Raw genomic sequence first — 25107 nt, forward strand, 5'->3', positions numbered from 1 at the left:
TCATCACGACACCGGGGTTCCCTCACCCCGTGCGGGGAGGGTCGGGAAGGGGCGGTACCGATCGAAATCCACCCGGACCTGAGTCCGGTCGCTCGTCCCCGCGCAGGCGGGGACCCAGTCCTTTGACTAGCCCCATCTGGTTCCCGCTTCCGCGGGAATGAGCGGTGGGCGTAAAGCTGCCACATGTCGCTTCTGTGAGACGGTGCAGGTGTGCTACGGGACCGCGTCGTTACTTTATCGATTGAGGTTAACCATGCGCTCCGCCCTTGTTGCCGTCACCATCATCGCGTTTCCGCCCATCGCGGTGGCGGAAGATCCGGGGCTATGCGCTGATCCGGATCTGTTTGGCCATGACCGCCAGGTCGTCTCCCTCGATCACGGCACGGATGGCGCTACGGCGGGCGATACGCGCACGGGGCGGATCACCCTGCACACCGCCGCGGGCGCCGAAGCGGTCGAGGCGATGTGGCACACCACCGTCTTGAAGCGGAGTGACGAAGGCAACGATGCCTACATGGGCGAGTATGCCTTTGAGGACGAACACGGCGTTCTGTTCGGCCGGTTCATACATGGCGCCAAGTTCGACTTTCATCAAATCGATCATCGTCCGCAGTCGCTGGACGTTGCCATCCTCGGCGGCCTCGGCGCCTATCAGAACGCCACCGGTCTGATCGAGCTCGATCTCACCGCCGAGCCGATCGCCTACACATTCTCCGTTGCGTGCCAATAAGTCGCTGCGAATTCAGCCATCCTCTCACCGGGACCTCGCTCCGCGTCGTCCCTCCGACTTGATCGGAAGGCCCTTTTTAGCGGGCGCGCGGTTTGGCCGTGAAGCGTCAAGGCGGGCATCACGATCTTTGTCGGCGCAACGGTTTCGATGGGTCCTCTGTTCAAGTCGGAGGATGACGGAGAGTGGATGGAAACCGGTGGAGCAAACCAGGCAAGCCCGAGCCTAGAAGGATGCACTGTGCGGCAAGGATAAACGCGTCCAAAATTCGGCCGTTGTGCTTGGTCGCTGAAGCCGCAAGGTGAGGGGATGATCAGGGCTGCGTGATCTGTCCCTGCGCAGATGCCTCGTCTGGACTTACCGCCGGGGGTCCGACAGAATGACGCCGGGTTGTGGCTGAGCGGGGAATCGATCTTGGGGGGCGAAATCACTTGGGCAGTGTGGCTGCTCGCCGGTCTGCTGCTACTGGTCGTGGTTGTCTGGGTGCTGGTCGCAATCCACGCGCGGCGCCAGCGCCAGCGAGACGGCCGTCCTGAGGGGATCACCGGCTGGCTGGTAATCCCGGCAGCGCAATTGGTGCTGGGGCCGTTGGCCATCTTCGCCAGCATCGGGACCGAAATCGAAGTCCTGTCGATGGAGGGCAGCAGTCCCGAGAAAACCGCCCTTCACATCCTGATCGGCTTGTCGCTCGTGTTCGCGCTGTGGATTATTTACGTGGCGATTCGATTCTTCGAGAAGAAAAGCAATGCTCCTAGATTGTATAAATCAGTGCTAATCCTGTACTGGATATCGCCTCTGATCCAATATTTGGTATTTTCCCTTGGTATCGACTTAAGTATAACGCCTTTCCTGATTGCGTTTGCGATCCAGATCATTCCGACATTGATCTTTTTTTCTTACATCAACGTATCGAAACGGGTAGCGAATACATTTACGCGTTAGGACTGCCTCGATCGAGCATGTTGCCTCGCTTCCGGCCCTGGAGATTGGCGACGGGCTCGACGACACGGATAGCGCACTACCCCTCATCCGGAAATGCGTCGACCATGCGGCCGATCCAGGTCCACATGGCGCGGCGGTCAACAAGGCCCTCGTTGTTACCGAGGCGGAGGACGATCAGGTCCTTTTCCGGCACCAGCAGCATGACCTGGCCGCCGCGACCGGAGCCGCGGAAGACGCCGGCGATATCGCGGCCGGGCATGCCGACCCACCAGCCGGCGCCGTAGAAATCTGCGGCGGTCGGGGTGCGGGCGAAGTCGACCCAGCCTTCAGGCAGCACGCGGGCGCCGTCCCATTGCCCGTCGCGCAGGTAGAGCAGGGCGAAGCGGGCGAAGTCGCGCGCCGTCGCGTAGACGAAGGACGAACCAAGAAAGAGGCCGGCGGCGTCGAACTCGGGGATCGCGCTGGTCATGCCGATTGGGTCGAACAGGCCAGCGTCCATCCAGGCGCGCATCGCCGCCTGCCGCTCCTCCGGACTGGCGTCGGGGCCGGCAACGATGTCGGTCAGTGCATCGGCGATCAGGTTCATGCCGGCGCTGTTGTAGTTCCAGGTGGTGCCGGGCTCGTTCTCCAGTGGTAGGGCCGCGGCGAAGGCGCCGACATCGTGCCGGCCCTCACCGAACAGCATCGGCCCAACGTCCGTCTGGCTCGGCAAGAGGTGGACCTCGCGAAAGCTCTGGCCGTCGGTCATGGTGAGCCACTGCCGCCACGGGATCGCCGCGCGCGGATCGTCCGCGGCCCAGCGGCTGTTGCCCATCGGCTCGTCGATGTCGATCAGGCCCTGCTCGACCGCAACGCCGGCGATGGCCTGGGTGAACGATTTGGCCAGCGACCACGAGATCATGCGGGTATCGGCGTCGAAATCTGCGCCATAACGCTCGCGCACGATCCGGCCGCCCTGGACGATGATCACTGCGCTGGTGTTGCCATAGGCGTCGGGTTCGCCATCGAGTGCAACCGCGAGCGCGGCGTCGAGGGCGGCTTCATCGGTGCCCGGCGGCAGCGGGCCGGTGGCCCAGGTCTCGGTCGGCCATGGCACATCCGCCGGCTGTGGCGGCAGGGGCGTGAGGGCGGCGGCCGGAGTGATGGCGAGGATCGCCGTGGCGGCGATCAGCACCCGTCGCATGCCGCTACGGAGCCGCACGGCAGCCATTGCCGTCGGCGTAGGTCGCTTGCGACGATATCAGCCCGGCGAAGGAGACAGTGACCGCTTGCTCGGTCGGGTCCCAGGCGAACCAGCGGGCCGTGAACGGATTGTAGTCGCCCTGGCACGACGCAAGATCGCGGCCGGCGACGAACAGGCACGAACAGGTTTGCTTGGCGGCGTAGGCGGTGGCGATCCGGAGTGACGGGACGCCGTCGCGGACGATCAGGAACCCGAGCCCAGCGATGACGACGATCGCGACGAACAGGAGGATGCGGCGGAGACGCAAAGGCCGGACCTTCGGCGGTTCGAACGGACGGCAATAGAGGTAGCGTCCGGCGGCGGCGTTACAAGGTGTGGGGCAAGGACAGCGCGGTATCGATTGCGGGGCCGCGGCCGATCGACTAGAAGGGCGCCGGCTTCCGTTCAATCCAAACGAGCGCCGCGCGCCGCTGACCGGCCCGGCGACAACACACGCACGAGCATCATGGCGCGCCAGTTCATCTATCACATGCAGGGCCTCACCAAGACCTATGGTGGCGGCAAGAAGGTCCTCGAAAACATCAACCTGTCGTTCTATCCGGACGCCAAGATCGGCGTTCTCGGCCCCAACGGCTCGGGCAAGTCGACGCTGCTCCGGATCATGGCGGGGCTCGACAAGGAGTTTAACGGCGAGGCCTGGCTCGCCGAGGGCGCCACCGTCGGCTACCTGGCCCAAGAGCCGGAACTCGACGAGGAGAAGGACGTGCTCGGCAACGTCATGGAAGGCGTCGCCGCCAAGCAGGCGATCCTCGACCGCTATAACGAACTGATGATGAACTACTCCGACGAAACGGCGGAGGAGGGGGCCAAGCTTCAGGACGAAATCGACGCCCAGAACCTGTGGGACCTGGACAGCCAGGTGGAGCAGGCGATGGACGCGCTCGGCTGCCCGCCCAACGATGCCGACGTCACCAAGCTCTCCGGCGGTGAGCGGCGGCGGGTGGCGCTGTGCAAGCTGCTTTTGTCGGCGCCGGACCTGATCCTGCTGGACGAGCCGACCAACCATCTCGACGCGGAGTCGGTGGCGTGGCTGGAGAAGCACCTCCGCGAGTTTCCGGGCTCGGTGCTGATCGTCACCCATGACCGCTACTTCCTCGACAACGTCACCGGCTGGATCCTTGAGCTCGACCGCGGCCGCGGCATCCCCTACGAGGGCAACTACTCGGCCTATCTGGAAAAGAAGGCCAAGCGGCTGGAGCAGGAGGGCCGCGAGGAGGCCGCTCGTCAGCGGGCGCTCGACCGCGAGCGCGAGTGGATCGCCGCCAGCCCCCGCGCCCGGCAGGCGAAATCAAAGGCCCGGATTCGCGCCTATGACGAGTTGCTCAGGCGCAACGAGGAGCGCGCGCCCGGCACCGCCCAGATCATCATCCCGCCGGGTGAGCGGCTCGGCCAGACGGTGATCGAGGTCGACCATGTCTCCAAGGGCTACGGCGACCGGCTGCTGATCGACGACCTGTCGTTCAACCTGCCGCCCGGCGGCATCGTCGGGGTGATCGGCCCGAACGGCGTCGGCAAGACCACCCTGTTCCGCATGCTCACCGGGCAGGAGCAGCCGGACAACGGCGCGATCAAGCTCGGCGAGACCGTCCATCTCGGCTATGTCGACCAGAGCCGCGACGACCTCGACGGCAACAAGACCGTGTGGGAGGAGATTTCCGGCGGCAACGACGTCATCCGCCTTGGCAAGCGGGAGATGAACTCGCGCGCCTATGTCGGCGCCTTTAACTTCAAGGGCGGCGACCAGCAGCAGAAGGTCGGTTCGCTCTCCGGCGGCCAGCGTAACCGGGTCCACCTCGCCAAGCTGCTGAAGGAGGGCTCCAACGTGCTCCTCCTTGACGAGCCGACCAACGACCTCGACACCGAAACGTTGGCAGCACTGGAGGACGCGCTCGAGGACTACGCTGGCTGCGCCGTGGTGATCAGCCACGACCGCATGTTCCTCGACCGCCTCGCCACCCACATCCTATCGTTCGAGGGCGATAGTCACGTGGAGTGGTTCGAGGGCAATTTTGCGGACTACGAGGCCGACAAGGTCCGCCGCCTCGGCCAGGACGCGGTCGACCATCGAAGGGTCAAGTACAAGCGGCTGACAAGGTAGGGGTTACCGTGGCCATTACGTACGTAGTCGGTGACGCTACCAACCCAGTCGGCGAAGATCGCCGGATCATCGCTCATGTGTGCAACGACATTGGCGCATGGGGGGCAGGTTTTGTTGTTGCGATTTCGCGCCGCTGGAAAGAGCCCGAGAAGTGCTTTCGGGAGTGGTATCGGGGCAGGGACAGCAATAACTTCGAACTCGGCGCGATCCAGATCGTATCGGTGGCGGAGACTCTGTCGGTCGCGAATATGGTCGGCCAGCACGGAATTGCGCGCCGAGCGGACTCGCCTGGGAAGGAACCACCGGTGCGGTACAGCGCAATAACCAAATGCCTCTCCAGATTGGCGGACTACGCCCTGGCTGACGAAGCGAGTGTTCACATGCCGCGGATCGGCTGCGGCCTGGCAGGCGGCACTTGGGATCGCATCGAGCCGTTGATCATCAATAACTTGGTGCAGCGCGGTGTTGCGGTAACGGTCTATGACTTTGGGTAGCCGAAAGTTACGGTCTGTCTTCCAAGTATAAATCAGGCTCCATCGCGAAAACGAGGACCGGACAGTCGCCGAGGATGCGCGGCTCCAACTTCTCGAAGTACGTGGTCGAAACGCCATACGCTTCGGGGGCTTTCCAAGCTCCTTGTCCGTGCTCTTGGCCGTGGACAGGTAGCGGGGTTAGTGCCAGAGGAAAGCGCCGGCTCCTCCCGCGTGCCAGATCGCGCCACTTCCTGATGGTCGGGGCCGTGTTCCGCGGAGTCCGGCGACGTCAGCTCTGGACACAAATTCCAGATAACCGTTGTCGCGCAGCCTCTGGAGTTGGGCCGGCACAGGTCGGTTAATCGCGGGTGAATACAGGACCGGTCAAATGAACACCGCCACGACTGTTCTCACCTGGCTGAAGCGCGAGGGGAGCGCCAAGGGGCGGGCCGACATGACCCGCTACGCGATCCCCAACGACCGCGCCTTCGGCGTGGCGATGGGCGTGCTCAAGCAGGAGGCCAAGGCGATCGGGACCGACCATGCGCTCGCCGCGTCGTTGTGGGAGACGGGCTGGTACGAGGCGCGGACGCTTGCTGTATTCGTCGACGATCCGGCGCTGGTAACGGCGGATCAGATGGAGCGCTGGGTCGCCGATTTCGACAACTGGGCGATCTGTGACACTGCCTGTTTCAGCCTGTTCGACCGGACGGCTCATGCCTGGGACAAGGTCGATGCCTGGGCCGGCGCCGAGCCGGAGTTCGTCAAGCGCGCGGCGTTCGCGCTGATCTGGTCGCTGTCGGCCCACGACAAGGCCGCGCCCGACGCGCGGTTTCAGCATGCGCTGACGCTGATCGCGGGGGCCGCGGACGACGGCCGCAACTTCGTCAAGAAGGGCGTCGACATGGCGCTCCGGGCCGTCGGCAAGCGCAACCCTGCTCTCCACGCTGCGGCGCTCACCACAGCCCGAACGCTCGCCGAGTCCGACAACACGACCCGCCGATGGATCGGCCGCAAGGCCGTTCGTGAACTCGACAGCGACAAGGTGCGGGCGCGACTGGGCCCGAGATAACGGCAGAGCGATCACCGCCGGTGGTGCTCAAAACCGTCATCGTCGCGTCACCGATCTGTCAGCGAACGGTGACCGCGCCGTCATTGCCTCCGTGTTTGCTTCACCTTCGCCGCCCGTCTGGCTGGCGTCTGATCGCCATGGAGGTCTTCGTGAAACACTCGTTGCTCGGCGCGGTTTCCGCCGCCCTTGTTGTGTCGTTTGCCGCCGTCGAGTTCGCGATCGCGGCCGAGAACGATCCGAGCGTTCAGCTCGGTCCGCGACCATTCTATCTCGTCGATCTGATGGAAGAGGGCGAGATGAAGGAGGCGCTGAAGCAATGCGCGGCGGGCCCGTTCTTCAAGACCGATTTCTCGATCGGCCATCGCGGCGCGCCGATGCAGTTTCCAGAGCACACGGTGGAATCCTACACGGCCGCCGCGCGGATGGGTGCCGGCATTCTCGAGTGCGACGTGACCTTCACCAAGGACCGTGAACTGGTCTGCCGCCATTCCCAGTGCGACCTGCACACCACCACCAACATCCTCGCCACCGACCTTGCCAACAAGTGCTCGGTGCCGTTCAGCGCGGCCGATACCGCCACCGGCAAGAAGGCCGAGGCGAAGTGCTGCACCAGCGACATTACGCTCGCGGAGTTCCGGACGCTGAAGGGCAAGATGGACGCCGCCAACGCGGATGCGACAACCGTCGAGGAATACCTTGACGGCACCGCCGGCTGGCGCACCGATCTCTACGCCAGCACCGGCACGCTGATGACCCACAAGGAGAGCATCGATCTCTTCAAGAGCCTCGGTGCCAAGTTTACGCCCGAACTCAAGACGCCGAGCGTCGAAATGCCGTTCGAGGGCGGCTACACCCAGCAGGACTACGCCCAGCAGCTCATCGATGAATACAGGCAAGCCGGCGTACCTGCCTCCGACGTTTACGCTCAGTCGTTCAATCTGGAGGACGTGCTCTATTGGATCGCCAACGATCCGGACTTCGGCGAACAGGCGGTCTATCTCGACGATCGCTACAACATCGACAGCTTCGACCACACCGATCCGGCTACCTGGGACCAGAGCATGCAGGCGCTGGCCGACCAGGACGTGAAGATCATCGCTCCGCCGATGTGGATGCTGGTCGCGGTGGAGGACGGCAAGATCGTGCCGTCGGTCTATGCCAAGGAAGCCAAGGCGGCCGGCCTCGACATAATCACCTGGACGCTCGAGCGCTCCGGTACGCTGACCGACGGCGGCGGCTGGTATTATCAGACCGTCGCGGAGGTGACCGATTCCAGCGGCGATACCTACGCCAAGCTCCACGTCCTGGCACAGGACGTCGGCGTCCTCGGTGTCTTCACCGACTGGCCGGCAACGGTGACGTACTACGCCAACTGCATGGGTCTCTGAAGCCTCTGTACCGGCCAGGCCTAGTCAGGCCCGGCGGTTGGCCACGACAAACCCGTCGGCTTCGGTCGGCGGGTTTTCCACGTCGGCTCCGATCTCCGGGACAACCGCTGTGATGCGTGTCATCGCCACCGCGCCGCTTTGCCGTTTTGCTGCCGCGCGATACAACCATGATGGCAATCCGCTCAGCCCGTTGGATTAACCAGGGAGTTCTCGATGCGCCACGTTCCACTCATCATTGGTGCCGCATGCGCCGTCTTCGTTTCCAACGTCACCGCCCAAGCGCAACAGCCGGTCGCCTATAACACCGGCCCAAGCTTCGACTACGTGCAGCAGGCGGGTGGCATGACGTTCGACGGGCAGACGCTGACTCTCACCGACATCGCCCCGGCGACCGTGTTCTTCACCGATCGGCCCTATCGGATGAGCGGACAGTTTTCCAACGCCGCGTTTGCCTCACTGTGGCGGGCGCCGAACGGGACCTTCGCAGGCGACCCGCCGAACGCGGCTGTGTCCGTGCTCGGCGACACGGCCAATGCCCCGGCGATCGTCGAGTTGACTAGCGCCGAAGCAGACGGATCATCGCTGCGCTATGACGTCACCGTTCTGTCGGGGATGTTGCCGGCGAGCGCGGACAACGTTGCGGTCTTCATCGACAAGGGGAAGTCGAAGCATCAAGCCGGCTACTACCCGCCGCCACCGCCGCCCGGGCCGTATTGCTATCACGCCCCGCAGGCGCCTGAGTGCCGGGCGTATTATCCTTATCCCTACTTCGCCAACCACCCGGCGGCCGCTGCGGTCGCCGCCGATATCGCGGCAGCGGCCGGCTACACCTATCCGATCCCGGCAGGACCGATTCCGATGAACTGCCACATCAATCAGAACCACACGCGGATGATCTGTTCGACGCCGCTGCAGTAGTCGCTCGTCAGTTGGCGGCGGCTGGCTGCGCGTTGTCGACAAGGTCGGTAAGGCGATTCAGGGCATCCTTGTCCATTGGCGCCTTGTGATCCTCCCGACAAGCGAGATAGTTGCCGCCCTTGACCGTTTCTGAGTCCGTGTAAATGCCACCATCGTCGAGCTTCTCTACATAAGTTCCGACGATGAAGCCGAGCAGCGAGTCGTCCAGGTCGGGGCGCGGAGAAAGAATGCCCTCAAGATCGACGTAGTCGGGCATGCGGGTCAGGACCTTGTCGAACATGGTCAGATCGACGATGTGGTAGGCGCAGTTGCGGTGCTTGTTGTGCTTCTTGAGGAAGTAGGGGCGCTGCTTCAGCTGATTGATCGAATAGTACAGCCAACTGCTCCGGATCGGCCTCCCGTCCTCATCCTTGGCCATGAAATCGATGAAGTTCGGCGCCCGTTCTGGTTCGGTGTTACCGCTCGAATAGATCAGCTGATTGTAGCCTTCGACCGCTGCCTTCTCATACCGCTCGGCGTCCGGGCCAACGCCAAGTTCCGGCCGAAGCGCGTCGACGCGCTTAAGGCTGGTGGCCACGTCCAGCAGGTTCATCATCGCCTTGAAGTGCTTGTTGAGCGTGCCGCCCTTGCGCGGGTCGTCGCGGTTAATGCTGGTGACGCCGTGGAAAAAGGAACAATCCCGTTCCGCGTCCAGGTCGCACGGAATCCGCGTCCGCAATCCGTTGTCGGTTGACGGGTCGAGCACCACGTCGAGGACGGCTTTGCCGAGGGTGAGGAACTCCTCCGCGCGGGCAACATCCGGATCGGGTTGCTGCAGGATCTTCTCGCTGGCCGTGATGAAGAATAGTCCCAGCTCGACCTGCGACATGGCGTTGTAGGCCAAGTCAAAATCGTTCGCGTAATAAACGCGATCGAACGTGTCGAACGCGATCACACCTTTGTCGTCGGTGATATCGGCCAGTCTCAACCTTGCTGAGTCGCCGACGGTGTAGAATCGGACCCGATCGTAGGCCAGCAAATAGAGAATCTGGTCGCGAGCGAAGGAGTAAACGGCCTCGTCGCCTGGATTGGCGAGACCCGCTTCGACCAGGTTCATCAGACAAGGCCAACTCTGGCGCCACGAGACGCGGCGCTTGTTGTGTAGCTCCATCAGCCCGAACAATGTCCGCTCCTGAGCTGCGGCATAGGGCCGATAGGCGATGAGCTCTTCCCCGCAGCGATGATCTTTCGGCAGGTTCAGAACATCGACGTCCGCGCTGTTCGGGGCAGCCGCAGCGGGCGCACCAACCAAAAGGACTGCGGTCATCAGCGGGACGATTGCGAGGGTGTATCCTTTGCCCAAAAGGGTTCGAATTCGCGACGCCATAGTTTCCTTCACTGCCTCCGATAAATCGACTGTCTGCCCTCGTGCGAGAGCCCCCACCGCCGCGTCGTGTCGCCGCCACACATCCGACCCGCGACAATTCAACAACCGTTTCGCGTGAGCCTTGTCAAGCAAGCCGATTGACGCTCCGTCCGATCGGGTACCGGTCAGTCGGCGAGCAGGCGGACCAGCTGGTTGGTCCCGGCGAGGCGGTCGCCGAGCATGCGCGCCATGCCACGATGGAAGGCGACGGCGGTCTTGGGATCGGTGTCGCACAGTCGGTCAAGCGCGTCGGCTGACAGACGCCAGGCGACCAGCGGAGACCGGGCGATCACGGACGCGGACCGTTTTCGGCCGAGATAGAAGGCGAGTTCGCCAACGATAGACCCGCGGCCGACGGTGGCGACCCGGATCGATTTGTCGTTGCTCCCGTTACCGAGTTCGACCGACGCCCGTCCGGTTTCCAAGAAAAAGATATCAGGCGACGGGGCACCTTCCTCGATCAATGCCGAACCGGCCTCGAGGTAGATGGGTTCGAGATAGGGGAGGATCGACTCGGCAACCTGACGATCGCCCACCACGTCCGTGACGAGGTCCGCGACGGGGACGATTGTAGCGCTCGCGACCTGCGGCGCCACGGCGGCGATCAGGTGATCCTCGCACCATTCAAGCGCGTGATCGAGATCGCTCTCGAAGCGAACGTTTTCACTTTCCACTTCGACACCGCTGCGTCGCAGGGCGGTTTCGACCGCGTCGCTGGTGTCGCAGAAGACGAGGCTGAAGCCGCGAACGTCCGTTGCCTGAGCGAGCCGGGTAAAGGCGACGACTGTCGAGGAATCCAGGCCGGTCACCCGCTGGAAGTCGACGACGAGGAAACGGACCGGCTCATCGATCTGGTCGGCGATACGCCGCTCGATCCGCTTGCGCAGACGGTCGGCGGTGCCGAAGAACAAGAACCCCTGCAGCCGGACAATAAGAATCGCATCGCCCGCAGTCCGCAGAACGGCGCGGCGCGCTTCCGATGTCTCGTTGCTGCTCTGGTAATCCCGTCCGGTCATGATGTAGCGGACGATCTCGACACGCCCGTACTCGATCACGAACAGGACGGCGGCAGCGATCAATCCGACCAGGATACCCCAGGCAAAGCTCACGCCGACGATAACGGCGAAGATCAGAATGATGACCCCGTATTCGAGCGGCGAGACGCGGTTGTAGGCGCGGCCGAGCCAGGCGACCAGCAGGGAGAGGCCGATCCATATCAGGAGACCACCCAGCAACGGCGTCGGAACGATCGACAGGACGTCGTCGCCGAGGACCAGCGCGGCAACGCACAACGCCGAGACGATGAGGCCGACAATCGGCGAGCCGGCGCCAAGCCGGTTGGACAAGGCGGTGAGCGAAACGGACTGGAACCCCGGCATGCCGGCGCCGAGGCCGCCGGCCAGATTCTGCAGGCCAACGGACCTCAACTCGCGATCGAGGTCGACATCCCGACGGGCGTCGAGTTCGATGCCGGTGGCGTTCATCAGAACAGCGATCACGGTCAATACGGCGACCGTCGGCAAAGCGGCAGCTTGACCGGCTATAGCGCCCCAGTCGACCGACGCAATGTCGGAAAGTGCGATCGGCGGCCAGAGCGCGCCACCGTCAGCGACGGCGATCAGCCAGCCTGATGCCTGAAGCGCTTCCTGATCCAAACCGGCGACCAGTACGACACCGTTGAACAGGATTACCGCCGCAAGCGTGACCATTGGCAGGACAACCGCAACGGCATATCGATTTCGCAGCAGGAACGCGAGCGCGAGGAAGGCGAACGCCACCGCGAACATTGCCAGCCTGTGCGGGTCGAGCAGTGCGCCGACGTTGGCGAACGTGAGCCGTTCTCCCGCCACGACGCCGATGCCGCCGAGAAAGATCAGCCAGCCCGATCCTGCAAGAAAGCCCCCGATGACGGGGAAGGGGACAAAGCGAACAAATCGCCCAAGCCGCAAACCGCCAAGGAGCAGCGCGGTGCAACCGATGGCGATGGTGGCAAGGGCAACGCCGACGACAATGGTCGCCGCGGTATCAATGTCTGTCGCACTCGCGCTCGTTGCCGCGATGATCGCAGCCACCGGACCGGCGAGTGCTGTGATCGGGATGCCCTGCGCGATCGAAACGACGCCCGGGGTCGCGCTGGTCAGCGCCGCGATCGCGGCCATGACCGCCGTTGAGAACAACGCCATGCCGACGGCGGTCGGGACGAAGGACAGGGCTTCGCTGCCGACGAGCAGCATGCCGAAACCGATCGACTGAACAATCGCCAGGAATCCGCAGATGGTTCCGGTGGAAAGATTCCACGCCAGCCCGGTGGCGCCGACACGATTGCCGGCTGCGGGCGATGAAGCGACCCCGCCGCGATTGTCTGATGCCATCGTCAATCCGCGAGAAACGTCAGCACGCGATTCGTACCGACCAAGCGACGCGATAGCATGGCAGCCATGGACTCGTGAAACCGCAAGGCATCAGCAGGGGCCTCGGTACGCAGGCGTTCGAGCGCTTCGCGGCTGAGGCGCCACACCACCATGTCCTCTTCGCTGGTTACGCGTGCCGCTCGCGGTTCGCGCAGGTAATAGGCGAGTTCGCCAACGATCGCTCCCGGGCCGATTCGGGCGAGACGGACAGGCTTGTTAACGCCGCTGACGGCTTCGACCGCAGCATGTCCCGACTCGACCATGAAGATATCGTCGGATGCAGCACCTTCCTCGACCAGAATCGTGCCGGCCGGCACCTCCTTGCGTGTCAGGTACGGGATCAGGCGTTCCGCGGTATCGGCATCGCCAACGATCAAACCAAGCAGTTCAGCGATCGGCCGTGGTCGCGCGTCGGAGAAGCCCGGCTTCAGTTCGGCAAGTAGCGCGTCTTCACATCGCTTCAAAGCCGCGTCGACATCCGTCTCGATCGTCAGCGCGTTCGCTACGTCGCTTCGTTCGATGGTTTCGCGTAGAGCAGGAGACAAACCGCTGAGGACGATGCGGAATCCCGCCTGTTCGGCGATCTGAGTAAGGCGGGTGAAGCTCGAGATCGTCGATGAATCGATGCCGGTGACTCGCGCGAAGTCGATCACCACGAACCGGATGTGCCCATTGCCTTCGCTGGCGGTCTGCTCTCCCAGCGCCGCCCGAAGCCGGTCGGCCGTCCCGAAAAACAGGAAGCCTTGAAGCCGGATGATCAGAATCCTATCGCCAAAAACGGTGAGCAGTCGTTGGCGCTCTTCCGACGTCGTGCTGCTCTGAAGCTCGCGTCCGGTCAGCGCCACGCGCACCGCGTTGACCTGACCATAACGCACCACGAACAGGATGACCGCGGCGATCAGACCGAAGATCATGCCCTCGGCGAACCCGATGACAACGATAACCGCGAAGATGGCGACGATGATCGCATAGTCCCAGATGTCGAGGCGCTGCCAGGATCGCACCAGCCACTCGACCAGCAGGCCACCACCGATCCACATCAGAAGGCCGGCGAGGAGAAATGTCGGTACCGCGTCCAGCAACACCTCGCCGATGATCAGCGCTGTGAGGGTGACGCCAGCGACCAGCACGCCGACCGCCCGGTAAGGCGCGCCCAGATGCCGGGCCAGCAGAGTGAGCGAAACCGCGGGGAAGCCCGGTACGCCGCCGATCGCGCCGGCGAGAACATTGGCGGAGCCGACAGAGCGGAGCTCACGGTCGAGGTCGACATCCCGGCGGATCGCCAGCTCGATGCCGGTGACGTTCAGGAGAAGCGCGATGATGGTCATCAACACCATGATCGGCATGCTGATCAGACTTACTGCGACAGCGCTCCAGTCGACATGAACCAGATCTGAGGGATCGATATGTGGCCACAAAACCCCGCCGACAGGCACGCTCACGAGCCAGTCTATCTCGTGCAGGTCAGCGTGTTCGATGCCGCCAACGAACACGACGAGATTGAACGCGATCAGCGCGCCGATAACGAGTCCGGGGAGCGCATAAGCATTGGACGCGCGCTTCTCAACAGCCACCAGCGCGGCGAACAGCACCACCGCAAGGCAAAGGTTGATGGAAGTCGACGGCACGAGGAAGTCGGACGCGTTATCCCAACGCGGCGCTTCACCGACGAGCAGGCCGAGGCCGCCGATCACGACGAACCAGCCGGTAGCGGCCAGGAAGCCACCAATCACCGGATAGGGGACGTAGCGGATCAGAGCGCCGAGATTGAGCCGGCCAAGAACGAAGGCGGCAATACCCGACAGCACCGACGACATTGCGACGGTGACAATTGCGGTTGCCAGCACGGTCTGGCTGGACGCGCCGGCCGGCAAAGTGACGAGGGCGACCGCGACCACGCCGGCCAAGGCCACCACTGGCACTTCCTGGACCGGTGCCACCGCGCCGCGGATCGAACTCGTCAGCGCAACGACGAACGCGATCACCGTTGTCGCAGCAAGCCCGAGGCCGATCGATATGGGAAGGAACTGCGGGAGGACGCGGGAGAACAGCAGGCTGCCGACTCCGATCGACAGAACGACCGCCAGAATGCCGCAAATCAACCCAGCGACGACGATCGACATCCAGGTCCCGGCATACGGCTCCGCTCCGGTGCCGCGACCGGCGGAGACCTCGGATTCCTTCGCGTCTACAGCCAACGTGCCCCCGGGAGCATACCGATAGTGGCAGAATGTCACGGCGTCGCGCTTCGGTCTATAAGGTGGCAAAACGGAAGGCGAGAGGTGCTTGACGATGGCGGATTGGTCACCTGGTCAGTATCTGAAGTTCGAGGACGAGCGAACGCGTCCGGCGGCGGAATTGCTTGCGCGAGTGCCGATCGATCGACCACGGCGCATCATCGATATCGGCTGTGGGCCGGGTAACTCGACCGAGCTTCTGCTCGCCCGCTATCCCGACGCTGAGATCGTCGGACTCGACAGCTCGCCGGAGATGCTGGCCAAGGCCCGCGACCGATTGCCGGGGGTCCGGTTCACGGAAGCGGCCGTGGAAACCTGGACGCCGTCGGCGCCGTTCGATCTGGTTTTCGCCAATGCGGTGATGCAATGGGTCCCGGATCATCTTGCCGTGCTGGCGCGGCTACTGGCGGCGTGTGCGCCGGGCGGCGTCGTGGCGTTGCAGGTTCCCGACAACCTCGACGAGCCGACCCATCGGTCGATGGCCGATGTCGCGGCGGATGGTCCCTGGCGCGATCGGTTCGCGGAACCGATCGAGCGGGAAGCCATTCCCAAACCTGCCGCATACTACGACGCGCTCAAGCCGATCGCGGCGCAGGTCGATGTCTGGCACACCGTCTACTATCACCCGCTGGACGATCACGATGCGATCGTCGCTTGGCTGAAGGGATCGGGCTTGCGCCCCTACCTCGACCGTCTCCAGCCGGAAGACGAAGCGCCGTTCGTCGATGCCTACCGCGAGCGAATTGCCGCATCGCATCCGCTTTTGGTGGATGGCCGCGTGCTTTTGCGATTCCCGCGACTCTTTGTCGTGGCGGTCAAGACATAGACGCCTAGCGGTGAAGGTTCGTGCCGGATTGTGATAAGAGTCGGCCCGACTGACGCGACTCGTTCACAAGGGGCCGAACGATGGAACTAGACGCGGTCATGTTGGCGCGGATCCAGTTCGCCTGGACCGTTGCATTCCACATTATCTTTCCATCCTTCACCATTGGACTATCGGCATGGATCGCCACCCTGCTCGTTATCTGGCGGCGGACCGGCGAAGACCATTTCCGCGACCTCGCCAAGTTCTGGACCAAGATCTTCGCGGTGTCGTTCGGCATGGGCGTGGTCTCGGGCATCGTGCTGTCCTATGAGTTCGGCACCAACTGGAGCCATTTCTCCCATGTCGTCGGCAACGTGGTCGGCCCCCTGATCGGCTACGAGGTTCTGACCGCCTTCTTCCTCGAGGCGACCTTTCTGGGCATCCTCCTGTTCGGCTGGAACCGAGTGCCGCCAGCGCTGCACGTCACCGCCGCGATCCTGGTCGCGGTGGGCACGCTGTTCTCCGCGTTCTGGATCCTGTCGGCGAACTCGTGGATGCAGTATCCGACCGGTCACGCCATCGAGAACGGCATCGCGGTACCGGAGAACTGGTTGGAGATCGTCTTCAGTCCGACCTTCCACTTCCGCTTTCTGCACATGGTGACGGCGGCGTACATCACCACGGCCTTCGTGGTGATAGCGACCGGCGCGCGGTACCTGCTGGCCGGCGAGCATGTCGCGCATGCGCGAACCATGGTGCGGATGGGGCTTGGACTGGCGATCGTGTTGGTGCCGCTGCAGATCATTCTCGGTGACGAATCTGGGCGCGACGTCTGGCGCTATCAGCCGGCCAAGCTCGCCGCGATCGAGGCGAAGTGGGAAGCTGGCGATCATGGGCCGGTGCCGCTGGTTCTGTTCGCGATCCCATCGGATGAGGAGGAGCGGAACCTCTACGAAGTCGCGATCCCCGGTCTCGCCAGCATCATCGTTACCCGCTCGGTCGATGGCAGCTTTCCAGGTCTCCAGGATTTCGCGGTCGAAGATCGTCCGCCTACGCTCCTGCCGTTCTTCGGTTTCCGGCTGATGGTTGGTATCGGGCTGATCATGCTGGTGCTCGCCTTCTGGGGCGGATTCCTGTTGTGGCGCGGGCGGCTGGAAGGCGCGCGATTTTACCTTAGGCTTGTCTCGTGGTCGTGGCCGCTTGGCTTCATCGCGGTGATCGCCGGCTGGATCGTCGCGGAGGTCGGGCGCCAGCCCTGGGTCGCGACCGGTATCCTGAGGACCAAGGACGCCGCATCGCCGGTGTCGGCCGCTCAGGTCGCGACGTCGTTGACCCTGTTCGTCATCGTCTACGTGATCATTTTCACCGCTGGGCTGATCTACATGAACCGATTGATCCGCAAGGGACCCGCACCCGCCGAAGTGACGCTGGAGGGTCTCCCGAGTCGTCCGCTGACCGGGGCGACCGGTGCCGGACCGGCTTCGGGAGGCTGAGCCATGGAAGACCTGAGCTTCTATCTCCCCGTCATCTGGGCCGGTCTGATCGCTACGGCGGTGATGATGTATGTGGTGCTGGACGGCTTCGATCTCGGCATCGGCATCCTCTACCCCTTCGCCAGCGCCGAGGCCGATCGCGACCGGATGATCAATTCGATCGCCCCGTTCTGGGATGGCAACGAAACCTGGCTAATCCTGGGTGGCGGTGGGCTTTGGGTCGCCTTTCCCGCCGCTTACGCCGCAATCATGCCGGCCAACTACCTGCCGGTGATCGTCATGTTGCTGGCGCTCGTTTTCCGCGGCGTGTCGTTCGAGTTCCGCGCCGTATCGAAACCCAAGCACCGCGCGTGGGATGCGGCTTTCTTCGGCGGGTCGCTGGTCGCGGCGTTCGCGCAAGGGGTGATCCTCGGCAATCTCATCAGCGGCATCGAAACCACTGACGGCGTCTATACCGGCGGGCCACTCGACTGGCTGAAGCCCTTTCCACTGGTATGCGGCCTCGGGCTGGTGTTCGGTTATGCGCTCCTCGGCGCGACATGGCTGATCGCGCGGACCGACGGCGAACTCGAGGAGCGGTCACGACGACAGGCGCGCGTCCTGTTCCTCATCATTCTGATCTTCATCGCGATCATCAGCTTGTGGGCGCCGCTCGGCTTCGAGCGCATTTACGAGCGCTGGTTCGATACGCCGCAGATATTCTTCCTGTGGCTGCTCCCCGCGGGCACCGTGCTCACCGCCTACTGGGCGTGGCGGGGGATTGATCATGGCCATTCGTTTGGGCCGTTCATCGCATCGATCGTGCTGTTCATTCTCTGTTATCTGGGACTGGCGATTTCGACCTTCCCTTACCTCGTGCCGCCATCGTTGACCGTGTGGGATACCGCCGCGGTGCCCGACAGCCAGGTCTTCACTTTGATCGGCGTTGTGTTCATGCTGCCGATCATTCTGGGCTACACGGTATTCGTCTATTGGACCTTCCTGCGTCACGGTAAAGTCACGACGAGCGAAGGGTATCATTGACGTGCTAGGGTCGCCGCGGGTTTGGCGAATCGCGTGAGTTGAAGGTGGGCGCTGTGCAGTTTCGTCGAGTATTGCCGGTTTTGTTCGTGGGCGCGCCGGCGCTGTTGCTCGCCGGCTGCACCTTCGAAAACGCGCCGATCCTTGACGCGGCGGGACCGATCAGCCAGTGGGAACGCGACATCCTGTTCCGCGCCTTCGGGATCATGATGATCGTCATCATCCCGGTGTTCGTCATGACCGCGGTGTTTGCGTGGCGGTATCGGGCGACCAGCACAAAGTCGCGCTACGATCCGGACTGGGATTCAGCCAAAGTTGACGCCGTCACCTGGATCATCCCGGCGATTATCGTTCTGGCTATCGCCATTCATGTCTGGATCTTTACCCACGCCCTCGACCCCTACAAACCGATCGAGTCGGACAACGAGCCGCTCGAAGTACAGGTGGTCGCACAAGACTGGAAGTGGCTGTTCATCTACCCCGACCAGGACGTGGCGTCGGTCAATCAGCTGGCGTTTCCGAGCGACACGCCGCTGACGCTGAAGATCACTTCCGACACGGTGATGAACTCGTTTTTCATCCCGGCGCTGGGGAGTCAGATCTATGCGATGGCCGGCATGCAAACCCAGCTTAATCTCCTCTCCGACGAGCCGGGCACGTTTGTCGGACGCAACATGCAGTATTCCGGTGATGGTTTTGCCGATCAGCATTTCGAGGCAGTTGCGATGACGCAGGCTGATTTCGACGCGTGGATCGCTGAAGTCAAAGGCGCCGCGGAATCCCTGAGCGACGAAGCCTACGACGCTCTCGCCAAGCCAAGCATCGATCATCCGGTCACCCACTACTCGTCGGTGGCGGACGGGCTGTACGAGCGAATCGTGCTGAAATACGACTGCGGCATGACCTGCGCCGCGCCGGCACAATAACGGGGTAAGGGCGGCACGATGTTCGGACGGCTGACGATCGACGCCCTACCGTTCTACTCGGCGATCGCCATGGGCGGTGCGATCATCACGGTCGGCGGGACGCTGGTGGTGACTGCGGCAATCACCTGGCTGAAAGCGTGGGGTTATCTCTGGCGCGAATGGTTCACCAGCGTCGACCACAAACGCATCGGCATCATGTACGTGACGCTGGCGCTGATCATGCTGCTGCGCGGTTTCATCGACGCGATCATGATGCGCAGCCAGCAGGCGATCGCGCTGAATTCGGACGGTTACCTCTCGCCCGACCACTTCGACCAGATCTTCTCCTCGCACGGCACCATCATGGTGTTCTTCATGGCGATGCCGTTTCTCACCGGACTGATCAACTTGGTGGTGCCGCAACAGATCGGCGCGCGGGATGTCGCCTTCCCTTACATCAACGCGATGAGCCTGTGGCTGACCGCTGCCGGGGCCGCGCTGATCATGGTGTCGCTGGTGATCGGCAAGTTCTCGACCGCCGGCTGGACCGCCTATCCCCCCTATTCGGGGATCCAGTACAGCCCTTACGTCGGGGTCGACTACTGGGTCTGGGCCGTGCTGCTGAGCGGCATCGGCACGACGCTCACCGGTATCAACTTCATCGTCACCATCGTGCGCAAACGCGCACCCGGCATGAAGCTCATGTATATGCCGTTGTTCGCCTGGACGGCATTCTGCACGGCGATCCTGATGGCATTTGCCTTCCCGGCGCTCACCGTTGTCGGTGCGCTGCTCGAACTCGACCGCGTGTTCGGCATGCACTTCTTCACGGCCGGTGACGGCGGCAACATGATGAACTACGCCAACCTGCTATGGATCTGGGGGCATCCGGAAGTCTACATCCTGATCCTGCCGGCGTTCGGCATCTACTCCCATATCGTCACCACGTTCTCCAGCCGACGCCTGTTCGGCTACACCTCCCTAGTGTACGCCACCTGCGGCATCGCCTTCCTGTCGTTCACGGTGTGGCTCCACCACTTCTTCACCATGGGGTCGAGCGCCAACGTCAACGCTTTCTTCGGCATCACCACGATGATCATCGCGGTGCCGACCGGGGTGAAGGTGTTCGACTGGCTGTTCACCATGTACCGCGGGCGGATTCGGTTTTCAGTGCCGATGATGTACACCCTCGCTTTCATCGTCACCTTCGTGATCGGCGGCGTGTCGGGTGTCCTCCTGGCGCTGCCGCCGGCGGACTATCTGATGCACAACTCGACCTTCCTGGTCGCCCATTTCCACAACATGCTGATCCCCGGCGCCCTGTTTGGCTATTTCGCCGGCCTGAACTTCTGGTTCCCCAAGGCGTTTGGATTCCGGCTGGACGAAAAGTGGGGGCGGCGCTCGTTCTGGTGCTGGGTGATCGGCTTCTATCTCGCGTTCATGCCGCTCTACGTCCTCGGTTTCATGGGGATGCCGCGGCGTATGGAACACTACGAGACGGCCGCGTGGCAGCCCTGGTTGGTCGTTGCGGCCGCAGGTGCGGTGCTGATCCTGTTCGGGCTGATCACGCTGATCGTCCAGATCGTGGTGAGCATTCGCAACCGCGAGGCGCTGCGGGACTACACCGGCGATCCGTGGAATGCGCGGACGCTCGAGTGGCAGACATCGTCGCCGCCACCGCCTTATAACTTCGCGGTCATTCCGACCGTGCACGGCCGCGATGAGTTCTGGGAGATGAAACAGCGCGGCGATGCGTATCGTCGACCGGATCACTACGAGCCGATCGCAATGCCGCGGAACAGCCCCTTCGGGATCGTTATCGGCGGCATTGCCTTCGTGCTCGGCTTCGCGATGGTCTGGCACATGTGGTGGCTGGCGATCATCTGCGCCGTGGCCGCGGCCATCGTCATCATCATCCGCTCCAGCGACGACAACACCGACGGGATCTTTCCCGACTTCGCGGTCGAGGTGCTCGAAAACAAGCGCTTCGAGGAGATGGCGAAGGCACCGCCGCAGAGCGATGACACGCCCACGGAGGTTTCGGGCCGGCCCGTGCCGGGGGCCGCCACGTGAGTACGCCCGCCACGCTTCGCCCGCGAGACGTCAAGGCGGCGGCCGCCGCCGAACACGTCGAGGATAAGGCCTTCGGCTTCTGGCTCTATCTGATGACCGACGCGGTCATCTTCGCGCTGCTGTTCGCGACCTACGTCGTGATGATCGTCGGTACTGCCGGCGGGCCGACCGGCAAGGATCTGTTCAGTCTGCCCCACGCCTTCGCCGAGACGATGCTGCTCCTGTTCAGCAGCGCCACGTTCGGCGTCGCGAGTGTCGCCGCGTTCGAGCGGCGGCAACGAACGACGATCTTCTGGCTGCTGGTCACCGCGGTGCTCGGCCTCGGTTTCGTGGCCATGGAGATCTGGGAATTCGTCGGGATGATCGCGCAAGGCGCCGGCCCCGATCGGAGCGGGTTCCTCTCCGCCTTCTTCGCTCTGGTCGGAACCCACGGGCTACATGTCAGCGTCGGGATTCTGTGCATCATCGTAATGGTCGTTCAGATCGCAGTGAAGGGCTTGACCCGCCCGGTCGCCTCGCGCCTGTCGCGACTGGCGCTGTTTTGGCATTTCCTCGATATCGTCTGGATCGGCATCTTCTCGATTGTCTACCTGCCGGGAGTGTTGGGATGACCGATACCACCAGCACGCCAGCGCCCGAGCTGCGCTCCTATCTCATCGGCTTCGTCCTGGCGATCGTGCTCACGGCGATCCCGTTTGGGATCGTCGCGTTCGACCTTCTGCCGCGCCTGTCATCGCTGGTCGTGATCGCGATCGCGGCGGTGATCCAGGTCCTGGTTCACCTACGCTTCTTTCTCCACATGCGGCTCCATCAGACGCCGCTGGAGAACCTGCTGGTGATGGCGTTCGCCGTTTTCCTCATCTTCATCATGGTCGGCGGCAGCCTGTGGATCATGTTCGATCTGTTCTACCGTATGCAGCTTTAGCTATGGTTCGGTCGGCCGGGCGTGCCCCGGCCGAGTCGGTATCAGGTAGGTTGCGGGATCAATTCGACAGGAACGTCTCAAGCGAACTGAGGCTCGACGTCCAGCCCATGCGGTGATTGTCGCGGGCCTCGACATTGGCGAAGAGCCGTTGGGTGAGCGTGAGCCGGGTTCCGTCCTCGGCCGGCTCGAAGCTGAGTTCGACCACTGTTTCGTGGCCGCGGCTGCCATCGGGCTGCTCCCAGGCCCAAGTCATCACTAGCCGGTTGGGTGGCGCGATCTCCTGATAGACCCCCGACGCGGTATGGGACTCGCCCTTGTCATTCATCATCACCGTCCGCCAGGCGCCGCCTTCGCGCACGTCCATCGTGTATTCCGGGGTGTGCAATCCTTCCGGGCCCCACCATTGGACCAGGATTTTCGGGTCGGTCCAGGCGCTGAAGACGCGCTCGGGCGATGCCTTGAAGACGCGCTCGACGACCAGCGTCCGGTCGGCCTCCGATCCCTCGCGGACGGCGGTGGCGTTATTGGCTTCCGTGGTGGCCATTGGTCGGTTCCCCTTCCTCGGGTTCGGCAAGCAGTTTCTCCAGACGGTCGAACGACCCCTCCCAGAAAGAGCGATATTCGGTCATCCAGTCGTCGATGACCCGGATCGCTTCCGGTCGGACCCGGCAGACCCGCCACTGGCGGTCGACCCGTCGCTCGATCAGCCCGGCATCCTCCAGCACGCGCAGGTGTTTCGAAATAGCCGGCTTGCTGATCGAAAACGGCGCCGCGATCTCGCCGGCGGAGCGTTGTCCTTCCTTGAGCAGGCGCTCGACGATAGCCAGGCGGGTCGGATCGGACAGGGCACCGAACACGGTCGTGACCGCGGGGGAAACGGGCATACGCATCTCCATAATTTAACCGCACGGTTATTTATTACGGACCACATGTCAAGGTGACCCGCGGTCCTATACGGCCGTATCTTGCAGGAGATATAAAGATATGTATATATGCGCGGTCAACTGGCGGAATATCATGGAACAGTCCCATACTGTCGAGGCATTGCTGACCGCCCTGCGGGCGGCGGGGGAGGGGACCCGATTCCGGATCCTCTCGCTCCTGGGAGAAGCGGAGCTTTCGGTGAAGGACCTCACCGCTATTCTCGGCCAGTCGCAGCCGCGAATTTCCCGGCATCTCAAGTTGTTGGCGGACGCTGCTTTGATCGACCGGTTCCCGGAAGGCGCCTGGGTCTTCTACCGCCTGACTGAAGCGGGCCCCGGCCGGCGGCTGGTGACCGATCTGCTGTCGGCGACGGACCGGAGCGATCTGGTCCTGGCGCGCGACCGCGAGCGGTTGGCGCTCACCAAGCAAGAACACGCCGAGGCGGCTCATTCTTATTTCGCCGCCAACGCGGAGGAATGGGACACCATCCGCGCCCTCCACGTCGCCGAGGATGTCGTCGAGGCCGCGGTGGCCGAGGCCTTGGGCTCCCAGTCGTTCGACAGCCTGCTCGATCTCGGGACCGGAACCGGCCGGATGCTGGAACTGCTCCATCCGCTCTACAGCCGCGCGGTGGGCATCGACGCCTCACCCGATATGCTCGCCGTGGCGCGGGCCAACCTTGACCGAGCCGGCATCACCAACGCGCAAGTGCGTCTCGGCGACATTTACAATCTGCCGCTGACCCGCGAATCCTTCGACTTAGTAGTTGTCCATCAGGTGCTCCACTTCCTCGACGATCCGGAGCGTGCGCTGGCCGAAGCGGCGCGGATTCTGCGACCCGGGGGTCGCCTGCTGATCGTCGACTTCGCACCCCACGATATGGAATTCTTGCGAGAGGATCATGCCCATCGTCGCCTGGGCTTCGACCGCGATCAGGTCGGACAGTGGATTGGCGCGGCAGGGCTCGCACTCGAGAGCGCCGTGGCGCTGCCGGGCGGCAAGACGGATACGCTGACGGTGACCCTGTGGCTGGCGCGAGATGAGCGCATGGTCATCGCCGGCGGTGAGGGACGGGAGGTAGCGTGATGGATGCCAGAAGCGAACGGGCGAGCCGCTTGCCGAGCACGTGCGCCGATCTCAATGTGTCGTTCGAGTTCTTCCCCCCGAAGACACCGGCCATGGAAGCGAAGCTGTGGCAGTCGATCGAGCGCTTGGCACCCCTGGCACCGGCCTTCGTCTCGGTGACCTACGGGGCCGGCGGCTCGACCCGGGAACGGACCCATGCGACCGTCACCCGGATCCTGAGGGAGACCGCGCTGCACCCGGCCGCGCATCTTACCTGCGTCGGTGCGACGCGTGAGGATGTCGATGCGATCGTCAGGGGTTATGGCGAAGAAGGGGTCCGCCACATCGTCGCGTTACGCGGCGATCCGGTCGAGGGCGCCGGCTGTGCCTACACGCCGCATCCCGGCGGTTACGCCAACAGCGCCGAACTCGTCGCCGGAATCCGCGACCTCGGCGACTTTGAGATTTCGGTGGCGGCTTATCCGGAAAAGCATCCGGATAGTCCGAGTCCGGCCGCCGACATCGAAATGCTGAAACGCAAGGTCGACGCCGGCGCCGATCGTGCGATCACGCAGTTCTTCTTCGACAATGACGGTTTTGAAGACTACCTGGAACGGGTCCGCGCCGCCGGCATTGCGATCCCGATCGTGCCCGGCATCGTCCCGGTCCACGACTTCAACCGCATCGCCCGCTTCGCGGGGAACTGCGGTGCCTCGATGCCGGATTGGCTGGCGCACCGGTTCGAGGGGCTCGCCGACGACCCGGCGACCCGGCAACTGGTGGCGGCGGCGGTGGCCGCCGAACAGGTGCTCGACCTGGTCGATCGCGGCATCACCGACTTCCATTTCTACACCATGAACCGCGCCGATCTCGTGTACGCGATCTGCCATTTGCTCGGCATGCGCCCGGTTAAGCCAGCCCCGAGGCCTCAGGAGGCGGCGGCGTGACCGACTTGAAAATGACTAGAAGGATCATAAATTATG

General features: G+C 63.4%; 23 protein-coding genes. 16 read left to right on the plus strand and 7 right to left on the minus strand.

What is annotated here, in order from left to right:
• The first annotated feature begins 253 nt into the window (after positions 1-253).
• Both ACO076_RS10560 and ACO076_RS10565 read left to right on the plus strand, forming a co-directional pair.
• Positions 254-730 carry a hypothetical protein gene (locus ACO076_RS10560; RefSeq protein WP_421722794.1) on the plus strand — a complete coding sequence of 159 codons (477 nt, stop codon included), beginning with the start codon at positions 254-256 and terminating at the stop codon, positions 728-730.
• A 411-nt stretch (positions 731-1141) separates the two neighbouring features.
• Complete coding sequence (locus tag ACO076_RS10565; RefSeq protein WP_421722795.1) at positions 1142-1669, plus strand: DUF2569 family protein; 528 nt, start codon at positions 1142-1144, stop codon at positions 1667-1669.
• 76 nt (positions 1670-1745) lie between these two features.
• Here the strand turns inward: ACO076_RS10565 and ACO076_RS10570 are convergent, their stop codons facing one another.
• Together ACO076_RS10570 and ACO076_RS10575 are read right to left on the minus strand one after the other, a co-directional pair.
• Positions 1746-2879, minus strand: coding sequence for a serine hydrolase domain-containing protein (locus ACO076_RS10570; RefSeq protein ID WP_421722796.1), 1134 nt, complete (start codon positions 2877-2879; stop codon positions 1746-1748).
• Entirely contained in the window at positions 2857-3159 is a 303-nt protein-coding gene (locus ACO076_RS10575) for a hypothetical protein (RefSeq protein WP_421722797.1), read from the minus strand. Before ACO076_RS10575 ends, ACO076_RS10570 begins: the two co-directional genes overlap by 23 nt.
• A gap of 198 nt (positions 3160-3357) precedes the next feature.
• On the opposite strand from ACO076_RS10575, the gene ettA reads away from it, so the two are divergent.
• From ettA to ACO076_RS10600, 5 genes are all read left to right on the plus strand, one after another.
• Positions 3358-5010, plus strand: a complete 1653-nt coding sequence (ettA, locus tag ACO076_RS10580; RefSeq protein WP_421722798.1) for an energy-dependent translational throttle protein EttA — start codon at positions 3358-3360, stop codon at positions 5008-5010.
• Between the two features lie 8 nt (positions 5011-5018).
• Positions 5019-5504 carry a macro domain-containing protein gene (locus ACO076_RS10585; protein ID WP_421722799.1) on the plus strand — a complete coding sequence of 162 codons (486 nt, stop codon included), beginning with the start codon at positions 5019-5021 and terminating at the stop codon, positions 5502-5504.
• 367 nt (positions 5505-5871) lie between these two features.
• The gene (locus ACO076_RS10590) at positions 5872-6555 is read left to right on the plus strand and encodes a DNA alkylation repair protein (protein ID WP_421722800.1); all 684 of its coding nucleotides are present in this window, start codon (positions 5872-5874) and stop codon (positions 6553-6555) included.
• Positions 6556-6692: 137 nt separating this feature from the next.
• A complete protein-coding gene (locus tag ACO076_RS10595; RefSeq protein ID WP_421726717.1) occupies positions 6693-7943 on the plus strand; it encodes a glycerophosphodiester phosphodiesterase family protein in 1251 nt (416 codons plus the stop codon).
• A 213-nt stretch (positions 7944-8156) separates the two neighbouring features.
• A complete protein-coding gene (locus ACO076_RS10600) occupies positions 8157-8861 on the plus strand; it encodes a hypothetical protein (RefSeq protein WP_421722801.1) in 705 nt (234 codons plus the stop codon).
• Between the two features lie 7 nt (positions 8862-8868).
• Here the strand turns inward: ACO076_RS10600 and ACO076_RS10605 are convergent, their stop codons facing one another.
• The 3 genes from ACO076_RS10605 to ACO076_RS10615 form a co-directional block, all read right to left on the minus strand.
• Positions 8869-10167, minus strand: a complete 1299-nt coding sequence (locus tag ACO076_RS10605) for a hypothetical protein (RefSeq protein ID WP_421722802.1) — start codon at positions 10165-10167, stop codon at positions 8869-8871.
• A 224-nt stretch (positions 10168-10391) separates the two neighbouring features.
• Positions 10392-12638: a SulP family inorganic anion transporter gene (locus tag ACO076_RS10610; RefSeq protein WP_421722803.1), complete on the minus strand. Its 2247-nt coding sequence runs from the start codon at positions 12636-12638 to the stop codon at positions 10392-10394.
• Positions 12639-12640: 2 nt separating this feature from the next.
• Positions 12641-14875: a SulP family inorganic anion transporter gene (locus tag ACO076_RS10615; RefSeq protein WP_421722804.1), complete on the minus strand. Its 2235-nt coding sequence runs from the start codon at positions 14873-14875 to the stop codon at positions 12641-12643.
• A gap of 94 nt (positions 14876-14969) precedes the next feature.
• Here ACO076_RS10615 and tam point away from each other — a divergent pair, with 94 nt between their 5' ends.
• The 7 genes from tam to cyoD all read left to right on the plus strand — a co-directional run bounded on the left by tam (position 14970) and on the right by cyoD (position 22135).
• A complete protein-coding gene (gene tam, locus ACO076_RS10620) occupies positions 14970-15740 on the plus strand; it encodes a trans-aconitate 2-methyltransferase (RefSeq protein WP_421722805.1) in 771 nt (256 codons plus the stop codon).
• A gap of 80 nt (positions 15741-15820) precedes the next feature.
• Positions 15821-17212: a cytochrome ubiquinol oxidase subunit I gene (locus tag ACO076_RS10625; RefSeq protein WP_421722806.1), complete on the plus strand. Its 1392-nt coding sequence runs from the start codon at positions 15821-15823 to the stop codon at positions 17210-17212.
• A gap of 3 nt (positions 17213-17215) precedes the next feature.
• Complete coding sequence (gene cydB, locus ACO076_RS10630) at positions 17216-18235, plus strand: cytochrome d ubiquinol oxidase subunit II (RefSeq protein ID WP_421722807.1); 1020 nt, start codon at positions 17216-17218, stop codon at positions 18233-18235.
• A 53-nt stretch (positions 18236-18288) separates the two neighbouring features.
• Positions 18289-19158 carry a ubiquinol oxidase subunit II gene (cyoA, locus tag ACO076_RS10635; RefSeq protein ID WP_421722808.1) on the plus strand — a complete coding sequence of 290 codons (870 nt, stop codon included), beginning with the start codon at positions 18289-18291 and terminating at the stop codon, positions 19156-19158.
• An 18-nt stretch (positions 19159-19176) separates the two neighbouring features.
• Positions 19177-21210: a cytochrome o ubiquinol oxidase subunit I gene (gene cyoB / locus ACO076_RS10640; protein WP_421722809.1), complete on the plus strand. Its 2034-nt coding sequence runs from the start codon at positions 19177-19179 to the stop codon at positions 21208-21210.
• On the plus strand, positions 21207-21821 hold the full coding sequence (gene cyoC, locus ACO076_RS10645; protein WP_421722810.1) for a cytochrome o ubiquinol oxidase subunit III: 615 nt from the start codon (positions 21207-21209) through the stop codon (positions 21819-21821). Before cyoB ends, cyoC begins: the two co-directional genes overlap by 4 nt.
• Positions 21818-22135: a cytochrome o ubiquinol oxidase subunit IV gene (cyoD, locus tag ACO076_RS10650; protein ID WP_421722811.1), complete on the plus strand. Its 318-nt coding sequence runs from the start codon at positions 21818-21820 to the stop codon at positions 22133-22135. Before cyoC ends, cyoD begins: the two co-directional genes overlap by 4 nt.
• Before the next feature lie 58 nt (positions 22136-22193).
• Here cyoD and ACO076_RS10655 read toward each other — a convergent pair whose 3' ends face one another.
• Both ACO076_RS10655 and ACO076_RS10660 read right to left on the minus strand, forming a co-directional pair.
• Positions 22194-22679, minus strand: a complete 486-nt coding sequence (locus ACO076_RS10655) for an SRPBCC family protein (RefSeq protein WP_421722812.1) — start codon at positions 22677-22679, stop codon at positions 22194-22196.
• Positions 22657-23019: an ArsR/SmtB family transcription factor gene (locus ACO076_RS10660; protein ID WP_421722813.1), complete on the minus strand. Its 363-nt coding sequence runs from the start codon at positions 23017-23019 to the stop codon at positions 22657-22659. Before ACO076_RS10660 ends, ACO076_RS10655 begins: the two co-directional genes overlap by 23 nt.
• Before the next feature lie 133 nt (positions 23020-23152).
• On the opposite strand from ACO076_RS10660, the gene ACO076_RS10665 reads away from it, so the two are divergent.
• Entirely contained in the window at positions 23153-24145 is a 993-nt protein-coding gene (locus ACO076_RS10665; protein WP_421722814.1) for an ArsR/SmtB family transcription factor, read from the plus strand.
• Positions 24145-25071, plus strand: a complete 927-nt coding sequence (gene metF, locus ACO076_RS10670; protein WP_421722815.1) for a methylenetetrahydrofolate reductase [NAD(P)H] — start codon at positions 24145-24147, stop codon at positions 25069-25071. The genes ACO076_RS10665 and metF overlap by 1 nt, the downstream gene beginning before the upstream one ends.
• Positions 25072-25107: the final 36 nt, after the last annotated feature.

The organism is Bauldia sp. (assembly GCF_965232525.1).
Taxonomy (GTDB): Bacteria; Pseudomonadota; Alphaproteobacteria; order Rhizobiales; family Kaistiaceae; genus Bauldia.

Coding starts and splice junctions, on each gene's coding strand:
- ACO076_RS10590 (WP_421722800.1), top strand. CDS start 5,872: ATGAACACCGCCACGACTGTTCTCACCTGGCTGAAGCGCGAGGGGAGC.
- metF (WP_421722815.1), top strand. CDS start 24,145: ATGGATGCCAGAAGCGAACGGGCGAGCCGCTTGCCGAGCACGTGCGCC.
- ACO076_RS10660 (WP_421722813.1), bottom strand. CDS start 23,019: ATGCCCGTTTCCCCCGCGGTCACGACCGTGTTCGGTGCCCTGTCCGAT.
- tam (WP_421722805.1), top strand. CDS start 14,970: ATGGCGGATTGGTCACCTGGTCAGTATCTGAAGTTCGAGGACGAGCGA.
- ACO076_RS10605 (WP_421722802.1), bottom strand. CDS start 10,167: ATGACCGCAGTCCTTTTGGTTGGTGCGCCCGCTGCGGCTGCCCCGAAC.
- ACO076_RS10665 (WP_421722814.1), top strand. CDS start 23,153: ATGGAACAGTCCCATACTGTCGAGGCATTGCTGACCGCCCTGCGGGCG.
- ACO076_RS10600 (WP_421722801.1), top strand. CDS start 8,157: ATGCGCCACGTTCCACTCATCATTGGTGCCGCATGCGCCGTCTTCGTT.
- ACO076_RS10610 (WP_421722803.1), bottom strand. CDS start 12,638: ATGGCATCAGACAATCGCGGCGGGGTCGCTTCATCGCCCGCAGCCGGC.
- cyoB (WP_421722809.1), top strand. CDS start 19,177: ATGTTCGGACGGCTGACGATCGACGCCCTACCGTTCTACTCGGCGATC.
- ACO076_RS10560 (WP_421722794.1), top strand. CDS start 254: ATGCGCTCCGCCCTTGTTGCCGTCACCATCATCGCGTTTCCGCCCATC.
- cydB (WP_421722807.1), top strand. CDS start 17,216: ATGGAAGACCTGAGCTTCTATCTCCCCGTCATCTGGGCCGGTCTGATC.
- cyoD (WP_421722811.1), top strand. CDS start 21,818: ATGACCGATACCACCAGCACGCCAGCGCCCGAGCTGCGCTCCTATCTC.
- ACO076_RS10595 (WP_421726717.1), top strand. CDS start 6,693: ATGGAGGTCTTCGTGAAACACTCGTTGCTCGGCGCGGTTTCCGCCGCC.
- ettA (WP_421722798.1), top strand. CDS start 3,358: ATGGCGCGCCAGTTCATCTATCACATGCAGGGCCTCACCAAGACCTAT.
- ACO076_RS10655 (WP_421722812.1), bottom strand. CDS start 22,679: ATGGCCACCACGGAAGCCAATAACGCCACCGCCGTCCGCGAGGGATCG.
- ACO076_RS10570 (WP_421722796.1), bottom strand. CDS start 2,879: ATGGCTGCCGTGCGGCTCCGTAGCGGCATGCGACGGGTGCTGATCGCC.
- ACO076_RS10625 (WP_421722806.1), top strand. CDS start 15,821: ATGGAACTAGACGCGGTCATGTTGGCGCGGATCCAGTTCGCCTGGACC.